Genomic DNA, 18,931 nt, shown 5'->3' with positions numbered 1-18,931 from the left:
CCCCCGTTGTCCCCATGCCGCCTCAGCTCTCGGTGCCCTCGGAGCCCCTCGCCGAAGAGGAGCCCGGCGACGATTCCGACGAGGAGTCCGAAGAAGGCGCGGCACCCGTGCTCTTGGCCGCACCACGCGCGGGCCTGGCCGTCTGCGCCGCCTTGCTGGCCTGCACTTCCTTTCGGGCGCGGGCAGGTGCCTTGGCCGAAGCCTTCGGGGGCGCCTTGGCCGCGGATTTCGCGGGCGCCTTGGCCGCAGCCTTCGCAGGCACCTTCGCGACCGACTTGGCGGGCGCCTTCTCACGCGCCTCCCGGACGTGCGCTTCTCCCGAAGTCCCGCTCTCCGCGGGAACGGGCTCGGGAGCCGGCGCGCCTCTCTCACTGTCCCGCGGCGCCTCCGCCCGGCTGCCCGGCGGCACCGGTGCCCCGGGCGCCCCGAACGGCAGCACCCGCGCCGTGAGCCGCTCCACCGGCTTCGCCGGCACCGGCGTCTCGCGGCCCTCGATGAAGACGAGGGCCGCCTGGTAGACCACCGACAGGGCGTACGGCGTCTGGTGAAGCATCCCCCACAGCTTCGACGTCTCGTCGATGTCCATCACCGTGGGCGTGAACCGCACCCGCTGCGCCGCCTCCGCGAGATCGCTGCCCGCCAGGTGCGGGAGTTGACCGGTCTCTTCGATGACGTCCTTCGGCAGAATCGGTGTCTCGTGCAGGGTTCGCACCACGGAGCCGATGAGCCGCTGCCCGACCAGGGTCGTCTCGTCGCCGTACGCACTGATGAGGTAGTGCAGGTCCAGCGCGGCGGCCGGCCGCTTCACCAGCGTGCCGTCGGACGCCCGGGTCGGCAGGTCGTTGTTGCGCATCGACGTGTTGGGCGTGACCTGGTAGAGGAACACGTTGAGGGTGGGGTAGTCCGGCGGCTCCGTCGGCGGCTTGTGCGGCTCCACCTTCACGGCCTCGTCGAACTCCGGGCCCACGTTGGACGCGAGCAGCAGGGCGAGGGCCTGGGTGACATGGGCGATGGCGAGTGCGTTGCTCATGAAGTCGGTTCCTCGGTTCCTCGATCCGTCATGTCACTCCCGCCCCCGCGCCAGATAGTCGGCCAGGCTCAAGGTCACGCCCGGCCGCTCCCTCGACGACGTACGCTGCCGGGCGCCGCCGGACGTCGACGGTCCCGCCGTCACCTCCAGCCGCCCGATCTGCACCTGGACCACCTGCTCGGGCGCCCGCGAGGGCCGCCGCGCCGCTGCCTGCCGTACGGCGTCCCGTGCCGCCGCGGTGTCCGCGGCGCTGGGCCGCGCGGCCGAGGCGGCAGCGGGGGATACGGCGTCCGTGCCCGGGGGGATGGGCACGGACGCCGTGCTCTGGGGTGCGCCCCGCTCCGTGCGCCCACGGCCCGCCGCCCGGTGCGCGGCCTCGGGTGCCGGTCGCGGCTGCGGGTTGCGGGGGGCGACGGGGCGCAGCAGCTGCGCCTCGGGCAGTGCCCTCGGGGCGGGCCGCGGTGCCGGGTCCGCGGGGGCGCGTTCGGTGTGTACGACGGTCCGCTCCCGTTCCGTGTGCGTCCGGGGTGCGGCCGCCGCCGGACGCGGTGCCTCTCCCGGGCGTACGGCCGACGGTGTGGCGGAGGGCCACAGCAGGTCGGAGCCGTCATCCGGCTCCGGCACGGTGCCGCGGACCGCGTCCACCCGCTCGAACGGGCCCGGCAGTCGGGGCCGTACCCGCACCACACCCGCACGCGGACCGGCGACAGCGGCCGGAGCGTGCCGGGCGATCAGCCGGTCGAGGAAGTCGGGAACCGGCGCCCCTTCGGCGTCAGACATCCGCACACAGCTCCAGGTAGTAGCGGCGCCGCAGCGGGCTGAGCGCCAGGATCTCCGGCTCGCTCCATCCGTAGGAGGTGGCGAGCAGATGGACGTCGAGCAGCAGGTCCCGGGCCCAGGCGTCCAGTTCGGTCCACAGATAGGAGGCGATGTCGAGTTCGGCCCGGGTGGCCGCGCCGCACCCAGGGCAGGCGACGTTGAGCGTCACGTCCGCCCCGGGGTCGGCGGCCTCGACGGCCTCGGCGATCCGGCGCTGGACCGGGACGGACAGGTCACCGGCGGCCACGGCCGCCCCGTCGCGCACCGCCGAGACCAGGCACCGGGCGAGCAGGGCCCTGCGCGGGTCGGCCGCCCGGGCCGCCGCTGTCAGGTCGGCGACCCCGGGCAGCCGGAACTCGACGTCCCAGCCGTCCTGCCGCACCCGCACGACGGACCCGGCGGACGAGTCGCCCCCGTCCACCGCACCTCCCCGCCGGTCGACCGGACCGCCCCGCCCGCCCAGCGACCGAGCGAACTCCCCGGCGTCCAGGTCGAACTCCATGTCCTCCCCGCACGCCGAGCACGCCAGCCGTACCTGCATCCGCTCCCCGAACAGGGCCCGGCGCAGCGCGAACAGGTCGGCCTCGCGCTCCCCCACCGGCAGTACCGGCAGGCTCGCGGCGTCGGCGTCCGGGCGGGCCGTGCGGTGCAGCAGCAGGGCGCGCCCGCTCGGTGCCTCGGCGAGGCCCGCCTCCCAGGTGGCCAGCAGCTCGGCCGCCCCGGTGATCGCCATGTTCTCCCCCCGCTTCCTCAACTGGCCCTAGTTCAGGCGGGGTTGAGGAACGACGGCTCCTCCGGCTCGGGCACCTCGTAGTCCCGCTCCCAGCCCTCGCACTCGAGCTTCAGCGACTGGATGGCCACCGCGTTGGCGTTGGCGTCCAGCTCGCCGAGGACCTGGTACTCGCTGGGCCAGGTCCGGTACAGCTTGTGCGAGACGGCGACCTGGCCGGCCTCGTTGAGGACCTGGATGACTATGTCCTTGCGGAAGTCGGCGAGGGACACCTCGGAGCCGAGGCCCGCGCCGACCTGCCAGACCTTGTTGGCCCAGCGGTCGAACTCGGGGTCGTGGGTGACCCCGCGCTCCAGGGTGATGCCCTCGAACTCGGAGCGGCCCGGCGACTTGCGGGGAGACGACGGGTCGCCTCCGTGCCGGTGCTTGACGACTTCCGTCGTCCGCTTCAGGGGACTGATCTTGCTGATGCCGGCGACCGTACGACCGTCCCACAGGACCAGGAACTTGAAGTTCTTGTACGGGTCGAAGCGATGCGCGTTGACCGTGAACTCAGCCATCGGATTCCTTCAGTTCTCCACGATTCCCCGCGCCTAGAGCGCGAACTGCCCGGACGTCTGCTGGATTTTGACGATCACGAACTCCGCCGGCCGGACCGGTGCGATGCCGACGAGGACGTTGACGATGCCGTTCTCGATGTCCTCGGCGGTCGTCGTGTCGCTGTCGCACTTGACGAAGTACGCCTCGCGCGGGGTGCCGCCCTTGAAGGCGCCCTGGCGGAAGAGGGTGTGCAGATACGAGGAGGCGGCGAGCCGGATCTGCTGCCACAGGTTCTCGTCGTTGGGCTCGAACACGACCCACTGCAGGCCGCGTTGGAGGCTCTCCTCGACGTGCAGCGCGAGCCGCCGCACCGGCACGTACTTCCACTCGCTGTCGAGCGCGTCCGAGCCCTCCAGCGTGCGCGCGCCCCACACCACCGGGCCGGTCACCGGGAAGGTCCGCAGGCAGTTGACGCCGAGCGGGTTGAGCAGGCCGGTCTCGCGGTCGGTGAGGTTGACCGTGAGCGAGTGCACGCCCGCGAGCCGCGCCTCGGTGCCGGCCGGGGCCTTCCACACGCCGCGCTCTGCGTCGGTGCGGGCGATGACGCCGGCGACCGCGCCGGAGGGCGGGAAGGAGCGCAGCCGACCGGTGAGCGGGTCGGTGAGCTGGAGGTGCGGGAAGTACAGGCCCGCGTGGTTGCCGCGCACGGCGTCGAAGGCGGCGAGCCCGGCGCGTGCGGTGTCGACGCTGACCCAGGTGCTCGGCGCGTCGACCAGCAGGAAGATCCGCCGCTCGGCGCACAGCCGCTGGGCGGCGGAGACGACCGTGAGCGCGTCCTCGGTCTTCTCGTACGCCGCGAGCTCGGGCAGCGCCAGCAGGTTGACGTCGGCGACGCCGCGCAGCGCCTGGATGCCGGTCTTGTCGCCCTCGCTGCCAATGAGGTCGCGCGGGCCGGGGGCCTCGCCGTCCTCGCCGCCCTCCAGCGGGAAGACCGGCGGGTTGACGGAGGCCTCCAGACCGAGGTCGTTGGCGCACTCGCCGAGGAAGCGGACGACGTCCTCGGGGTCGGTGGAGCCGGCGACGACCTGGATACGGCGGCCGAAGGCGGTGACCTCGGCGCCCGCGAAGGCGTGCTTGCCGGGCGCGTCGGGCAGGGCACGCAGCTTGCGCTCCAGCAGCAGCGCCAACTCGGCCACGCTGCACGGGGCTTCGCCGTCGCAGTCGGGGTCGTAGAGCGTGAACTCGCGCTCCACCTCACCGATCTTGACGGTCAGGTCGACGGCCAAGTTGGGGAGTTCGTCGCCGAAGGGCTTGGAGACGGTGCCGGACGGGTCGGGGCGGCCCTCGCCGACGACCTCGACGCGGATCAGCTTCGAGCCCGCGTTGATCACGGTCTGCGCGTAGCGGCCGTGCGAGGGGTCCATGGACAGGCCGGTGAAGCTCTCACGGGCGTCGCCCTTGGCGTCGTAGACACGCAGGTTGAAGGTTTCGTCGGGGCACGTCGTGTCATGGTCGACGGCGACCCGCAGGCCGTTGCCCCAGAGGCCGGGCTCCTTGGCGTGCACTTCGAGGACCGGGCCCTCGCTGTGGCCCTCGGTGGACTTGAGGGTGACGCAGGCGGCCTTGCCGCTGCCGGCCTTGGCGACACGGACGATCACCGCCACGGTGCCGCCGTTGCCGAAGAACTGGTGGACCGCGTAGCCGACGGCGCTCTGCGCGCTCAGGCCGCCGAAGCGGCGCTCGAACTCCGCGAAGCTGGTGACGCGTACCGGCTCGTTCAGCGGACCCCGTCGGGTGTGGCCCACAAAGGCCGTCACGGACGTGGTCAAGGTCGAGATCGTGCGGGTGCTGCTGGGAAGTTCTTCGACGTAGACGCCGGGATACGTCGGCTTGGCGGCGCTGACCGCGCTCATCGGCATTCCCCCTCCTACTCCCTGTCTCGGATACCGGACAAAGGCACCAAGAGATGGCAGAGGTAGGCATTCCCGACCCGGGGCACGAAGACGCCACCCACAAGGGCGACGTGGTCACGTGCACCGCACCAGTTTTCCCCCGTCATCACCGTGGGCGATCGACCGCACGGCTCAAGCAGCGCGCTTGTGACTCCTGATGCTCAAGTGCTCAACCCACCTTGGTGTGTGGGAAGTTGACCGAACAAGACGCCTTCAGGCCAGCCCGGGAGGAGGTTTGGTGAAGGCGCCCTCTCGGCATCCGCACATCACGCCTGCGCGCCCCCGCCAGCTGGTTCACAGTTCCCGCACAGAGGATGTCGCGACGGAACGCCGTACGGGCCCGCCCCCGCGACGGAAACCCTTTACCCACACCGTTCGACTGGTCGCACGCCCGTGCGACCTCCCCGAGTCGCACACAACGCACCATGGCTGGTTTTCCGAGGGTGACGCGAACCCGCCCACAAAGCCGCCCACAAACCCGCCCATCGACGCCTACCCCTATTGAGCCGGTGAAATCTCGCCGCCATGTCTTGACATACGGCTGAAATGATTCGTAGCTTGGCCGATCATTTAGATGCATGAAAAGAGTTCATATACATGAACTCCCGGGAGCCACGGAGTGTGCCCATGCGGGATCGCCGACGAAGTCGCCGCCCGGCCGCCCTGCTCGTCGCCACGGCGCTCGCGTTCGGAACTGCCGCGTGCGGCTCCGGTTCCGGCAGTGCGGGCAGCGACGACCCGAACACGCTGGAGGTGTGGACCCGGAGCAACCCGGACCCCGCCGCCACCTACCAGCGGGTCTTCGCCGCCTTCACCAAGAAGACCGGCATCAGGATCGACTACCAGCCGGTCATCAACTTCGACCAGCAGCTCCAGAGCCGGGCGTCCACCAAGGACCTCCCGGACGTCATGATCAACGACACGGCGCTGATGGGCAGCTACCAGGGCCAGGGCCTGCTCAAGCCGATCGACCCCGCCTCGATCGCGGGCCACGACCAGATCACCGACAAGACCTGGTCGTCCACGGTGGGCATCGACGGCAAGCACTACGGCATCCCGTACTCACGTCAGGCCCAGACCCTGATGATCCGCAAGGACTGGCTGCACAAGCTCGGCCTCAAGGCACCGACGACCTGGCAGGAGATGCTCTCCGTCGCCAAGGCCTTCGCCACCGAGGACCCGGACGGCGACGGCAAGGCCGACACCTACGGCATGGTCGTGCCGGGCAGCGCCCAGAACGGCTATGCCGCCTGGTGGGGCGCGAGCTTCCTGTGGCAGGGCGGGGCGAAGATCATCGAGCCGGACGGCAAGGGCACCTACCGGCCCGCCATGGACTCGGCGGCCGCGGTGAACACCGTGACCTGGATGAAGGACAACCTCTTCTGCGGTGACAACGGTGTCACCCAGCCCGGCGCCCTGACCGCCGTCACCTCGACGGCGACCAACTTCCAGGACGGCAACGCCGGGATGTACATGACCGGCCCGTACAACATCGCCACGTTCGACACCACGCCCGGCAAGGACAAGTACGAGGTCGTCCCGGCGCCCGCGGGCCCGGCCGGCGGCGATGTGCTGGCCGACGGCGAGAACATCTACTTCGGCGCCAGGACGGGCAAGGCCAAGCAGGAGCAGGCGCTCGCCGCCTTCCTGGTCTCCCCCGAGGGCCAGAGGCTCGCCATGACCGGCAAGCACCAGCCCGTCGTCCGCATCCCCGTGAACTCCACGCTGGACGCGGCGAAGGTCCGGGACGACGCCCGCTGGAGCGTCGTGCAGAAGGCCTACGAGGACTCCTCCCAGCAGTTCCCGAACGCGCCGGACTTCGCGCCGATCAAGCAGGACACCGCCGACTCGCTCAACGCGATCTTCACGTACTGCGGTGGTGACGTCCGCTCCCAGCTGGGGGAGCTCAACGAGACCCTCGCCGGCGACCTCAAGGACCAGGACCTGTTGAAATGACCGCTACCGTGACCACCCCCGCGGCGCGCAGAGTCTCCGGCGTCCTCAGCAAGAAGGCCGTCGTCCCCTGGCTCTTCCTGGCGCCGGGTCTGCTGCTCGCCCTCGTCTTCAAGTTCTGGCCGATGGCCAAGGGCATCTGGCTCAGCTTCTTCGACGTACAGCCCTTCCTCGGCGACCAGTGGATCGGCCTCGACAACTACACCCGGGTGCTGACCGACCACCGCTTCCAGGACGCCATCGGGCACACCCTGGTCCTCGGCATCGGCCAGTCCGTCGGCGCCATCCTGCTCGGCTTCGTCCTCGCCCTGCTGCTGGAGGGCCAGGCCCGCTCGCTGAAAATCATCCGGACCGCCGTCTTCCTGCCCGCGGTCACCGCGACCGCGGTCGTCGGCGAGCTGTGGCGGCTGATGTACTACCCGACCTCCGACGGCCTCCTCAACAGCGGCCTGCACCTCCTCGGGCTCGGGCCCGTCCAGTTCCTCGACAACCCGGACATCGCGCTGTACTCGACGGTGGCCATGGGCATATGGATCTGGGCGCCGTACAACATGGTGATCCTGCTCGCCGGTCTCGCGGGCGTGGACCGCTCGCTGTACGAGGCGGCGGCCATGGACGGCGTGTCGTTGTGGCAGCGGCTTCGCTACGTCACACTGCCCGCGATCCGTCCGGCGCTCATGATCGTGCTCACGCTCGCCACGATCCGCGGACTGCGCGTGTTCACCGAGGTCTACGTCCTCACCGGCGGCGGCCCCGCCGGGTCCACCGACGTCTGGATGACCCGCGCCTACACCCTGGGCTTCACCCGCAACGACATCGGCGGCGCCTCCGCGGCCTCCGTCGTGCTGCTCTGCGTGACGCTGCTGCTCACCGTCACGGTCAACTACCTCCGCAAGAGGGGAGACGCGCGATGAGCGCCCCCGCCATCGAGCCCGTCCGGACGCCGGTGCCGGATGCGAAGAGCCTGGCCGCCGAGGCGCGGCGGACCACCCCGGCCCGCTTCGACACCGCCCTCGGCTGGAGCGACCGGCCCGGTCTCGCCTGGACCTTCCGGATCCTGCTCTGCGCGATCGCCCTCGGCATCTTCGCGGCACCGTTCCTGACGATCTTCTCGGGCGCCCTCACCCCCAACCCCAGCGGCTCCTCGCTGTCGTTCCTGCCGCACGACAGCACGCTGCTGAACTTCAAGGTGGCGGGCGAGCGCGGCATCTGGGACTACCTGGGCAACTCGCTGGTCATCGCGGGCGGCGGCCTGCTGCTCCAGCTCGTGGTGTGCACGCTCGCCGCGTACGCCCTGGCCCGGCACCGGTTCCGCGGCCGGGCGCTGATCATGCTGCTGTTCATGATGACGCTGATGCTTCCCGAGGAGGTCATCGCGATCCCGCTGTCGCTGGTCCTCGGCGACGTCCCCGTGGTCCACCTGGACCTCAAGGGCACCGTCTGGGGCGTCATCCTGCCGCTGGGCGCCTGGGGCTTCTCGGTGATGATGCTGACCGAGTTCATGCGGGACATCCCCGCCGAGATCGAGGAGGCCGCCCGCCTCGACGGCGTCGGTGAGCTGAGGATGCTGTGGCAGGTCATCCTGCCGCTGTGCAAGCCCGCGCTCGGCGTGGCCGGCGTGCTCGGCTTCATCATGATCTGGGACCAGTACCTGCTGCCCCTGATCGCCGCCAAGGACCCCACCGACTACACGGTCACCGTCGCCCTGTCCATCCTGCGCACCGACCCCGAGGTCGGCTCCGGGGTGGTGCTGGCCGGTGCGGTCATCGCCCTGATTCCCAGCCTGATCGTCTATCTGCTCCTCCAGCGCTCGCTGGTCACCGGCATCGCCGCCGGGGCCACCAAGGGCTGAACCAACCCCCCACGTTTGAGGGAGACATGAAGTTCCAAGGAGTGCTGTTCTTCCCGGTGACGCCGTTCGCCGCGGACGGGTCACTGGACGAGGAACGGCTCGCCCGGCACATCGACAGCGGTGTCGCGGCCGGTGCGGGCGGCGTGTTCGTCGCCTGCGGCACCGGCGAGTTCCACGCGCTGACGCCCGACGAGATCGAACGGGCCACGCGCGTCGCCGTCGAGACGACCGCCGGACGCGTCCCCGTCCTCGCCGCGGCGGGCGGCCCGCCCCCGGTCGCCCGCGACCAGGCCGCCCGCGTCGCACGCGCCGGCGCCGGCGGCATCCTGCTGCTGCCGCCGTACCTGGTGACCGCGCCGCAGCAGGGCCTGGTGCGGTACGTCGAGGAGGTCACCGCCGCCACCGACCTGCCGGTGATCTTCTACCAGCGCGGCACCGCCCGCCTCACCGCGACCACGGCGGCCGAGATCACCGCCCTGCCGAAAGTCGTCGGCCTCAAGGACGGCATCGGCGACATCGAGCGGATGCACCGCATCGTCCGGGCCGTACGCGCCGTACCCGGCGGCGCGGACTTCCAGTTCTTCAACGGCCTGCCCACCGCCGAGATGACCGCGCCCGCGTACAAGGGCGTCGGCGTCGAGCTGTACTCCTCGGCGGTGTTCGCCTTCGCCCCGGAGATCGCCCTGGCCTTCCACCGGGCGCTCGCCGAGGGCGACCAGGCCCGCGTCGACACGCTCCTCGACGAGTTCTACGGCCCCCTCGTCCAGCTCCGCGACGAGGTGCCGGGGTACGCCGTGGCGCTGGTCAAGGCGGGAGTGGCCCTGCGTGGCCTGGACGTGGGCGGCGTACGGGCACCCCTGGTCGACCCGACACCGGAACACATCGCGCGGCTCTCGAAGCTCATCGACCACGGCCTGGAGGTGGTCACCGCATGAGCGACCCGACCCGGATCAGGGAACTGATCGTCACCCCGATCGCCTTCCGCGATCCGCCGCTGCTCAACTCCAACGGCGTGCACGAGCCCCTCGCCCTGCGCATCATCCTCCAACTCGTCCTGGAGGACGGCACGGTGGGGCTCGGCGAGTCCCCCGGCGGGGTCGCCCGCCTGGAGCGACTCGATGCCGCCGCCAAGGTCGTCGTCGGCATGGACGTCTTCGACACCACGGCTGTCTCGGCCGCGATCGACGCGGCCCTGCTGCCGACCGTGCCCAGCTCCCACGAGCGCGGCTGGACCACCTCCGCGGTGGAGGTGGCCTGCCTCGACGCACAGGGCAAGCTGCTCGACCGCCCGGTCAGCGACCTGCTCGGCGGCACGGTCCGGGAGTCGGTGCCGTTCGCCGCGTACCTCTTCTACAAATGGGCCGAGCACCCGGCCCTCGACGGCCGCGCCGCCGTCGGTGACGACTGGGGCGAGGCCCTGGACCCGGCCGGCATCGTGGAGCAGGCCCGGCTGATGCAGGAACGGTACGGGTTCAGGTCGTTCAAGCTGAAGGGCGGTGTCTTCCCGCCCGACGAGGAGATCGCCGCGATCAGGGCGCTCGCGGAGGCCTTCCCCGGGCAGCCGCTGCGGCTGGACCCCAACACGGCGTGGACGGTGGAGACGTCCACGTACGTGGCCCGCGAACTGGACGGTGTCCTGGAGTACTTGGAGGACCCGACCAAGGGCATCGAGGGCATGGCGGCGGTGGCGCGGGACGCGCCGATGCCGCTGGGCACCAACATGTGTGTGATCGCCTGGGAGCATCTGAAGCCCGCGATCGAGCAGAACGCCGTCCAGGTGCTCCTCACCGACCACCACTACTGGGGCGGCCTGCGCCGTACCCGTGAACTGGCCGCGGTCTGCGAGGCGTTCGGGCTGGCGCTGTCCATGCACTCCAATTCGCACCTGGGCATCAGCCTGGCCGCCATGACCCATGTGGCCGCGGCGATCCCCAACCTCGACCACTCCTGCGACACCCACTATCCGTGGAACCACGCCGACGACGTGATCCGCCCGGGTGTCCTGGAGTTCCGCGACGGCGAGGTCAAGGTGCCGACGGGCCCCGGCCTCGGCGTGGAACTCGACCACGACGCCCTGAACCGGCTGCACCGGCTGTACATGGACTCCGGGGTACGCAGCCGGGACGACACCGGGTACATGCGGCGGATCCAACCGGAGTACGAACTCCGGCTGCCGCGCTGGTGACGGCCGGAGGCTTACGGCGACGGCCACCGGACAACGCCGGTAGCCGTCGACGCCCCATAAGGTGACCCCCGACCGCACGACAGGAGGGGTGGAGGGGCGTGGGCATGGACGGCTCGACAGGCGTGTTGGTGACCGGCGGCAGTGGGTTCGTCGGGAGTCATCTGGTCAAGCGGCTCATGGAGCGCGGGTATCGGGTCCACGCCACCGTGCGCAGCACGGCCGACGCGGCGAAGGTTCGGCCGCTGCGGGAGATGCGGGAAGCACGGCCCGGCCAACTGTCGTTGTTCGAGGCGGACTTGCTGAGGGAGGGCTCCTTCGACGAGGCGATGACCGGGTGCCGGGTGGTGTTCCATGTGGCGTCGCCGTTCCGCATGCCGGAGAAGATCAAGGACGGCCGCCGGGACATGGTCGACCCGGCCCTGCTCGGCACACGCAACGTGCTGGCCGCCATCGAGCGGACGCCCACGGTCGACAGGCTCGTCCTCACCTCCACCGTGGGCGCGATCTTCGGGGACTACGCGGACGTACTGGCCATGGACGACGCGGTGCTGTCGGAGCGGTACTTCAACACCACCAGCACGGTCGAGAACAACCCCTATCACTACGCCAAGACGGTCGCGGAACGCGCGGCGTGGGACGCGGAGGCCGCCCAGGGCCGCTGGCGGATGGTGTCGGTCAACCCCGGCCTGATCCTGGGCCCTTCCCTCACCCCGGCCTCGGAGTCCGGCAGCCTGTTCCTGCTGGAGGAGCTGTTCAAGGGCTACTTCTTCTACGGCGCCCCGGACTTCAGCTTCACCACGGCGGACGTGCGCGACGTGGCCGACGCGCACATCGCGGCCGCGGAGAACCCGGACGCGAAGGGCCGTTACATCGTCGCCGACCGGACCATGACGTCCTTCCACGAGATGGCCCGCGTCATCCGGACCCGTTACCCCCGCGACCTCCGCCTGCCGCGCACCGCCCTCCCGCACTGGCCGGTACGCGTCCTGGGCCCGGCCTTCGGACTGACGCAGGACTACATCCGCAAACACCTCGGCATCCGCTTCCAGGTGGACAACAGCCGGAGCGTGAACGAACTGGGCGTCACCTACCGCCCGATCGAGCAGACGGTCCTGGACCACTACGAGGCGTGGCGGAGCCGGCGCAGCGCGAAGTGAAAGCGGTGGCCGGCCCTCCGAAGCGTCGAAGGTCACAAAAACGTATCGGACATTTCACATGTCAATCTTCACGCGAGGCTCACAAGTTGGTTAGGTTACGCCTCAGGCCGCACGACGACCTCCGGCGAACCCCGTCGGGACGTGCGGCCTCCGCCGATTCCGGTGCGCCCGCAAGGGTTCGCTGGAGCCGGGGACCCAACCGAAAATCGGGGTGAATCGGCCCAACTGCCCTTCAGGGCAAGGACCGTAGGGCACACCTTCCGGAACCGACCGCCCGAACCCTCTCCCAGAGCCTGAACGGCCTGGGGGCCCCACCGCTGACTCGGTAGGCGGAGTACGGAAGGAGTACGTCGCCCATGGCGTCGGAACGCACCGCGCGTCCGGGGGCTTTGAGCCTCCCCGGCATGCGCAATTCCGCACTCGCGTCGGCGGCCCTCACCTCTGTGGCCCTGCTCGCACAGACGGCCAACGCCGCCCCCTCCGTCGGGGACGAGACGCCGAGCCGTGAGGAGGTCAGCCGGCGGGTCAGCTCGCTCTACGACCGGGCCGAGTCCGACACGGGAACCTTCAACGCCACCCGCGCCGCGGCTACGGGACCGCGCAAGCGAGCCGAACGGCCGACGGGCGCCGCAGGCACACCCGCCGCAGTCCGGGGCGACGAGGGCAGGCGCGGCGACCCCGCTCTCGACGACGCCGCCCGGCAGTGGTTCGACGCGGTCCGCTCGAAGCTGGGTCCGACCGTTCCGGCAGCGCTGCCCGCCGGCAGGATGCCGGAGCGACCCGCCGAGACGCCGCGCACCCGCCCGGCGGAGCGCGCGGGGGACGGTCTCGCCGATCGTGGACGGGAGGCGTCCGGCCGCGCCGCACTGGAGCTACCCGCCGCGCCGGTCGCCGAGCTGACGTCCGCTCCGGCGACGGGGACGGCTCCCGTGGCGGAACTCACCGCCGGCCCGATCGCCGCCCTGCCGGCTGCCCCGGAGGCACCGCAGGAGACCACGCAGACCGGCTGGAGCACCCGGTCGGCCCTTGCGCCGCCCGCTCCGGTCGCCGAAACAGCGGCCGAGCCCCAGCAGCGGTCCGCGTTACGGGCGGCCAAGGAGCAGAACCAGCGCAAGCTCGCCCGGGCCCGCGAGGTGCTGTCCGTGTACACCGCCCAGCAGGGCACGCCGCTCGCTGCCGTCGAGGCCCTGCCCGCCGCCGACACCTGGAGTGGCACCGCACCCCAGGTCCAGCCCTCGGCCGAGGCCCAGTGGCAGGCACTGCGGGCGCAGTCCGCAGCCGACCTCACCACCGTCCCGCCCGGCACGACGGCCTGGCCCACCACGACGAGCCAGGCCCTCGACAGGAGCACCCCCCTCACCTCGGCAGCCCCGCAGGACACGCGAGCCGTACGCGCCCTCGCCTTCGCCCGAGCCCAGATCGGCAAACCCTGCGTCTGGGGCACGACGGGCCCGGACGCCTACGACGGCCCCGGCCTCACCCAGGCAGCTTGGAAGGCCGCCGGCATCACCCTCCCGCGCACCGCACCGGAGCAGGCGACCGCCGGCCAGGGAATCGCCCTCACCTACCTCGAACCCGGCGACCTGGTCCTCTTCCACATCGGCCACGTCGGTATCTACTCCGGCAACGGCATGATGATCCACGCCCCAGGGCCCGGGGCAGCCATCCGCGAGGAGTCGATCCACTACGCCGGGGAGTCGGCGATCCACAGCGCGATACGGCCCGCCTGAGCCGTCAGCCGTCAGCCGTCGACCAGCCGCTGCCACCCCGTCTTCCTCAAGGCGGGGTGGTCTTCTTTCTCCCGGACCGCACCCCGAACGGCGCACCCGCCATCCCCGGCGACGCCCCCTCCCACCTCGGCTTTGTCGATACGTCCTGACAAATCCATTGACATCATCTGTCGGCAGCCGCATAGTACCTGCCACTAGAGCGCGCTAGTGGAGCGCTCCAGTCGGTATCCAACGGGCGGTACCCGTGAACCTCCCCCACCTGAGAACCCGCCCCGACCAGCACAGGGAGGTGCATGGGACATGCGCAGACACCACCGAGCCGCCACACTGACGGCCGCCGCCCTGGCCGCAGGCCTGTTCGCAGCGGGATGCTCCAGCAGCTCCGGAGGCAAGCAGTCCGAGGAGGGCTCCGCGGACGCTTCGGCGGGCCAGGCGACCACGCCCCGGATGACCGTGGCCATGATCACGCACGCGGCCCCCGGCGACACCTTCTGGGACCTGATCCGCAAGGGAGTCGAGGCCGCCGCCGCCAAGGACAACATCAAGCTCGTCTACTCGTCCGACCCCAGCGCCGGCAACCAGGCCAGCCTCGTCCAGAACGCCATCGACCAAAAGGTCGACGGCATCGCCCTGACGGCCGCCAAGCCCAGCGCCATGAAGGCCGTCGTCGCCAAGGCCACCGCCGCCGGCATCCCCGTCGTCGGCTTCAACGCGGGCCTGGACGACTGGAAAGACCTCGGCATGCTCGAATACTTCGGCCAGGACGAGAACATCGCCGGCCAGGCCTTCGGCGAGAAGCTCAACTCAAGCGGCGCCAAGCACGCCCTGTGCGTCATCCAGGAACAGGGCCATGTCGCCCTCGAAGCCCGCTGCGCCGGTCTGAAGAAGGGCTTCAAAGGCAAGACGGACAACCTCTACGTCAACGGCACCGACATGCCCTCGGTGAAGTCGACCATCACCGCCAAGCTCCAGCAGGACTCCTCCATCGACCAGGTCGTCACCCTCGGCGCCCCCTTCGCCCTCACCGCCGTGCAGTCCGTCGCCGACGCCGGCAGCAAGGCCGAGATCGCCACCTTCGACCTCAACAAGGAGCTGGTCACCGCCGTCCAGGACGGAAAGGTCGAGTTCGCCGTCGACCAGCAGCCCTATCTGCAGGGCTACTTGGCGGTCGACTCGCTGTGGCTGTACAAGACCAACGGCAACTTCAGCGGCGGCGGCACCGCTCCGGTGCTGACCGGACCCGCGTTCATCACCAAGGACAACGTCGACGCGGTCGCGGAGTTCGCGGCCAAGGGCACGCGCTAGGCGCGTCCATGGACAGGCGAGGTCGGCCGCGGCCGCGACGGGACGCGGCCGGCCTCGCCGCTGTTCGTTCTCAGGCCGGCTCCTGCGGGGCCGGCCCACTGCTGCCCCGGACGACGAGCTTGGGGTCCAGTACGGCCTCGCGGGGCTCCAGTTCGGGATTCTCCAGCCGGTCCACGGCGAAGCGGACCGCGTTCTCGGCCATGAGGACGGCGTCCTGGCGGACCGTGGTGAGGCCGATCGGCATCAGGTGGGAGAGATGACTGTCGTCGTAGCCGACCACGGACATGTCGCGCGGGACCTCGACGCCCGCCCGCGTCAGGGTCATCAGCAGGCCCATCGCGCACCGGTCGTTGCCCGCGAGGACCGCCGTGGGCAGGGGCAGCCCCTGGTCGCGCTCGGCCAGCAGCATCCGGCCCGTCTCGATGCCCGAGTCCTCGGTGTGCGCGCCGGGGATCACCCGCTGCTCGGCCTCCAGCCCGTGTCTGCGCATCGCGGCCCGGTAGGCGCGCCGCCGCTCGGCCGAGCCGGGGCCGCGCCCGCCGTCGATGTGCACGATCCGGCGGTGGCCCAGTTCCACGAGGTGGTCCATGGCCTGCCGGGCGCCCTTGCCTTCGGCGCTGTGCACGAAGTCCACGCGTGCCTGGGGCACCCGGCGGCTGACCGAGACGGTGACGGTACGGCGGCCGAGTCCGTCGAGGTAGGCGGGATCCGCGTCGGGGCCGAGCAGGATCACCGCCTCACAGCGGTGGCCGAGCAGCGCCTCGACCGCCTTTTCCTCGCTGCGGCCCTGGGCGGCGGCGGAGAGCAGGACGTCGTAGCCGAGCCGCTCGGCCTCGGGGTAGATGCCGGCGATGAGGTCCATGTGGAAGGACTGGTGGACGGTGAACATCACGCCGAGGGTGCGGCTGCGGCCGCGGGCGAGCAGCCGGGCCGCGTTGTCGGGGCGGTAGCCGATCTCGTCGGCGACGCGCAGCACCCGCTCGCGGGTCTCGCGGCTCGCACCCGGCAGGTCGCGGAAGATGATCGAGACGAGCGCTCGGGACACGCCCGCCTTCTCGGCGACATCCGCCATCGTGGGCCGCTGCCTGCCCGATGCATCCACCTGTGAACCCACCCTTCGACGCCGATCACCTTAGCCGGGTCGGGAAATCTCCTGACAACAAGCTATTGACATGACATTTGGACCAGGGTCATCGTACTCGCACTAGAGCGCGCTAGTAGAGCGCAACAAACGATCTGCGGATACATCCCCCGACTTCCGCCCCCTCCCCGAAGGACCCGTCATGGCAAGGCGCCAACCTCGCTCCGCACCACCGTGGGCAACCTGTGCCTGGGCTCGGCCCCCGACTCCTGGGGCGTCTGGTTCCCCGAGGACGACCAGCAGGTCCCGTACACCCGCTTCCTCGACGAGCTGGCCCGGGCCGGTTACCAGTGGCTGGAACTCGGGCCGTACGGCTACCTGCCCACCGACCCGCGGCAGCTCAAGGGGGAACTGGACTCCCGCGGCCTCCAGGTCTCCGGCGGCACCGCCTTCGGCGCGCTGCACCGGCCCGAGGCGTGGGACGGGATGCTCGCCCATGTCCGCCAGGTCGCGGAGCTGACCGCCGCCGCGGGCGCCCATCACCTGGTCCTCATCCCGCCCATGTACCGGGACGAGAAGACCGGCGCGTTCACCGAGTCGCCGGAGCTCACCGCCGAGCAGTGGGCGGGCTTCGGCAAGGCCGCCGACCGGCTCGGCAAGCTGCTCCTCGACGAGTACGACGTACGCCTGGTCATCCACCCGCACGCCGACAGCCACATCCAGACCCAGCCGGAGATCGAGCGGCTGCTCAACGAGTCCGACTCCCGTTACACGAACCTGTGCCTGGACACCGGGCACGTCGCCTACGGCGGCGGCGACAACCTCGACCTGATCCGCCGCTTCGGCGAGCGCGTCGGGTACGTGCACATCAAGCAGATGGACCCGGAGATCCTCGCTCAGGTCGCCGCGGAGGACCTGTCGTTCGGCGAGGCCGTCAAGCGCGGCGTGTGTGCCTCGCCGCCCGTCGGCGTGCCGAACCCCGCCGATGTGGTGGCCGAACTCGCCCTACTGGGCGCCGAGTTGTTCGTGATCGTCGAGCAGGACCTGTACCCGTGCGCACCCGAGGTGCCGCTGCCCATCGCGGTGAGCACCCGCGAGCACCTGGCTGGCTGCGGCCTCACCGGGACGCGACGCCCGACCCTGATGACTCTCGACCGGTAAGGGGGCGGCCCGTGGATCTCAAGGACGACGCGCCCCAGGCCCCCGCCCCCGTCACGGACGACGCCCCGCCGGCGGTCTCGCGCAGGCTGCGGCTCATCACCGTCATCGCCACCTCCGGCGGACTGCTCTTCGGCTACGACACCGGCGTCATCAACGGCGCCCTGCCGTACATGACCGACGACCTGGGCCTGACCCCGGTCACCGAGGGCATGGTCACCAGTTCGCTCCTCCTCGGTGCCGCCCTGGGCGCGGTGACCGGCGGGCGGCTGTCGGACGCGCGCGGGCGGCGCCGCACGATCCTCACCCTCGGCGCGCTGGGCTGCACGCTGGCGCCGACGACCGCCGTCATGGTCGTCGCCCGGTTCGTGCTCGGCCTCGCGGTCGGCGGCGCGTCGGTGACCGTGCCGGTCTACCTCGCGGAGGTCTCGCCCGCCGAGCGGCGCGGCGCACTGGTCACCCGTAACGAACTCATGATCGTCAGCGGCCAGTTGCTGGCGTTCACCTCCAACGCGATCATCGCCCGGGTGGGCGGCGAGTCCGGCGGGGTCTGGCGCTGGATGCTGGTGATCGCCACCGTCCCGGCCGTCGTGCTCTGGTTCGGCATGCTCGTGATGCCGGAGAGCCCGCGCTGGCTCGCCTCCAAGGCCCGCTTCAGCGAGGCCCTGGACGTGCTCAAGCAGGTCAGGTCCCGGCAGCGGGCCGAGGCCGAGCTCGCGGAGGTCTCCGCGCTCGCCGTCAAGGAGGAGCAGGAGAAGCTCGGCGGCCGGCAGGACCTGAAGGCCACGCCCTGGGTGCGCAAGCTGATGTCCGTCGGCTTCGGCATCGCCATCGTGCAGCAGATCACCGGCGTCAACACGATCATGTACTACGGCACCCAGATCCTCACCGACGCCGGTTTCGCCGCGGACAGCGCGCTCACGGCGAACATCGCCAACGGCGTCATCTCGGTGCTGGCCACCTTCGTCGGGATCTGGCTGCTCGGCCGGGTCAACCGTCGCCCGATGCTGATGGCCGGTCAGCTGGGCACCACCGCCGCCCTGTTGCTGATCGGCGTCTTCTCGCTGGTGCTGCCGTCCGGTGACGGCCGTGCCTACGCCGTGCTCGCCATGACCGTCACCTTCCTCGCCTTCCAGCAGGGCGCGATCTCGCCGGTGACCTGGCTGATGCTGTCGGAGATCTTCCCGATGCGGATGCGCGGCTTCGGGATGGGTGTCGCGGCCGTGGTGCTGTGGCTGACCAACTTCGTGATCGGACTGGTCTTCCCGTCTCTGGTCTCCGGTATCGGGATCTCCGACACCTTCTTCCTCTTCGTGGTGGCGGGTGTCTTCTCGTTCGCCTTCGTGAAGCGCTACGTCCCCGAGACGAAGGGCCGCTCGCTCGAAACCCTCGAGGCCGAACTCCGGGCCCGCTTCTCCTGACCCTCTGTCATAAGGAAT

The 18,931-nt window shown here is 70.8% G+C and carries 16 protein-coding genes; 10 read left to right on the top strand and 6 right to left on the bottom strand.

Annotation, left to right across the window (positions count from 1 at the left end):
* Positions 1–22 precede the first annotated feature (22 nt).
* Genes QQM39_RS41635 through QQM39_RS41615 form a run of 5 tightly spaced genes read right to left on the bottom strand, consistent with a single transcriptional unit; the run spans position 23 to position 5,038 of the window.
* Positions 23–1,030 (bottom strand): DUF4255 domain-containing protein, encoded by a 1,008-nt coding sequence (locus QQM39_RS41635; protein WP_302002748.1) that lies wholly within the window; start codon positions 1,028–1,030, stop codon positions 23–25.
* Between the two features lie 33 nt (positions 1,031–1,063).
* The gene (locus QQM39_RS41630) at positions 1,064–1,810 is read right to left on the bottom strand and encodes a hypothetical protein (RefSeq protein WP_302002747.1); all 747 of its coding nucleotides are present in this window, start codon (positions 1,808–1,810) and stop codon (positions 1,064–1,066) included.
* Positions 1,803–2,582: a hypothetical protein gene (locus QQM39_RS41625; RefSeq protein ID WP_302002746.1), complete on the bottom strand. Its 780-nt coding sequence runs from the start codon at positions 2,580–2,582 to the stop codon at positions 1,803–1,805. Before QQM39_RS41625 ends, QQM39_RS41630 begins: the two co-directional genes overlap by 8 nt.
* Before the next feature lie 32 nt (positions 2,583–2,614).
* The gene (locus QQM39_RS41620; RefSeq protein ID WP_004003113.1) at positions 2,615–3,139 is read right to left on the bottom strand and encodes a phage tail protein; all 525 of its coding nucleotides are present in this window, start codon (positions 3,137–3,139) and stop codon (positions 2,615–2,617) included.
* A gap of 33 nt (positions 3,140–3,172) precedes the next feature.
* Positions 3,173–5,038, bottom strand: a complete 1,866-nt coding sequence (locus QQM39_RS41615; RefSeq protein ID WP_302002745.1) for a phage tail sheath subtilisin-like domain-containing protein — start codon at positions 5,036–5,038, stop codon at positions 3,173–3,175.
* Between the two features lie 660 nt (positions 5,039–5,698).
* Here QQM39_RS41615 and QQM39_RS41610 point away from each other — a divergent pair.
* The 8 genes from QQM39_RS41610 to QQM39_RS41575 all read left to right on the top strand — a co-directional run bounded on the left by QQM39_RS41610 (position 5,699) and on the right by QQM39_RS41575 (position 15,253).
* A complete protein-coding gene (locus QQM39_RS41610; RefSeq protein WP_302002744.1) occupies positions 5,699–7,027 on the top strand; it encodes a sugar ABC transporter substrate-binding protein in 1,329 nt (442 codons plus the stop codon).
* Positions 7,024–7,938 carry a carbohydrate ABC transporter permease gene (locus QQM39_RS41605; RefSeq protein WP_302002743.1) on the top strand — a complete coding sequence of 305 codons (915 nt, stop codon included), beginning with the start codon at positions 7,024–7,026 and terminating at the stop codon, positions 7,936–7,938. Before QQM39_RS41610 ends, QQM39_RS41605 begins: the two co-directional genes overlap by 4 nt.
* On the top strand, positions 7,935–8,876 hold the full coding sequence (locus QQM39_RS41600) for a carbohydrate ABC transporter permease (protein ID WP_302002742.1): 942 nt from the start codon (positions 7,935–7,937) through the stop codon (positions 8,874–8,876). The genes QQM39_RS41605 and QQM39_RS41600 overlap by 4 nt, the downstream gene beginning before the upstream one ends.
* Positions 8,877–8,902: 26 nt before the next feature.
* The gene (locus QQM39_RS41595; protein ID WP_302002741.1) at positions 8,903–9,811 is read left to right on the top strand and encodes a 5-dehydro-4-deoxyglucarate dehydratase; all 909 of its coding nucleotides are present in this window, start codon (positions 8,903–8,905) and stop codon (positions 9,809–9,811) included.
* Positions 9,808–11,061 carry a glucarate dehydratase family protein gene (locus QQM39_RS41590; protein ID WP_302002740.1) on the top strand — a complete coding sequence of 418 codons (1,254 nt, stop codon included), beginning with the start codon at positions 9,808–9,810 and terminating at the stop codon, positions 11,059–11,061. Before QQM39_RS41595 ends, QQM39_RS41590 begins: the two co-directional genes overlap by 4 nt.
* Before the next feature lie 104 nt (positions 11,062–11,165).
* Positions 11,166–12,218 carry an NAD-dependent epimerase/dehydratase family protein gene (locus QQM39_RS41585; RefSeq protein WP_302002739.1) on the top strand — a complete coding sequence of 351 codons (1,053 nt, stop codon included), beginning with the start codon at positions 11,166–11,168 and terminating at the stop codon, positions 12,216–12,218.
* A gap of 404 nt (positions 12,219–12,622) precedes the next feature.
* Positions 12,623–13,948, top strand: a complete 1,326-nt coding sequence (locus QQM39_RS41580) for an NlpC/P60 family protein (RefSeq protein ID WP_302002738.1) — start codon at positions 12,623–12,625, stop codon at positions 13,946–13,948.
* 300 nt (positions 13,949–14,248) lie between these two features.
* Positions 14,249–15,253 (top strand): substrate-binding domain-containing protein, encoded by a 1,005-nt coding sequence (locus tag QQM39_RS41575; protein WP_302002737.1) that lies wholly within the window; start codon positions 14,249–14,251, stop codon positions 15,251–15,253.
* Positions 15,254–15,323: 70 nt separating this feature from the next.
* Here QQM39_RS41575 and QQM39_RS41570 read toward each other — a convergent pair whose 3' ends face one another.
* Positions 15,324–16,325, bottom strand: coding sequence for a LacI family DNA-binding transcriptional regulator (locus QQM39_RS41570; RefSeq protein WP_302002736.1), 1,002 nt, complete (start codon positions 16,323–16,325; stop codon positions 15,324–15,326).
* A 243-nt stretch (positions 16,326–16,568) separates the two neighbouring features.
* On the opposite strand from QQM39_RS41570, the gene QQM39_RS41565 reads away from it, so the two are divergent.
* Both QQM39_RS41565 and QQM39_RS41560 read left to right on the top strand, forming a co-directional pair.
* Entirely contained in the window at positions 16,569–17,495 is a 927-nt protein-coding gene (locus QQM39_RS41565) for a TIM barrel protein (protein ID WP_302002735.1), read from the top strand.
* An 11-nt stretch (positions 17,496–17,506) separates the two neighbouring features.
* Complete coding sequence (locus QQM39_RS41560; protein ID WP_302002734.1) at positions 17,507–18,913, top strand: sugar porter family MFS transporter; 1,407 nt, start codon at positions 17,507–17,509, stop codon at positions 18,911–18,913.
* The last annotated feature ends 18 nt before the right edge of the window (positions 18,914–18,931 follow it).

The organism is Streptomyces sp. DT2A-34 (genome assembly GCF_030499515.1).
GTDB lineage: Bacteria > Actinomycetota > Actinomycetes > Streptomycetales > Streptomycetaceae > Streptomyces.
Note: the sequence above shows the minus strand (reverse complement) of the source record. Positions and strands in the feature narration are given on the sequence as shown.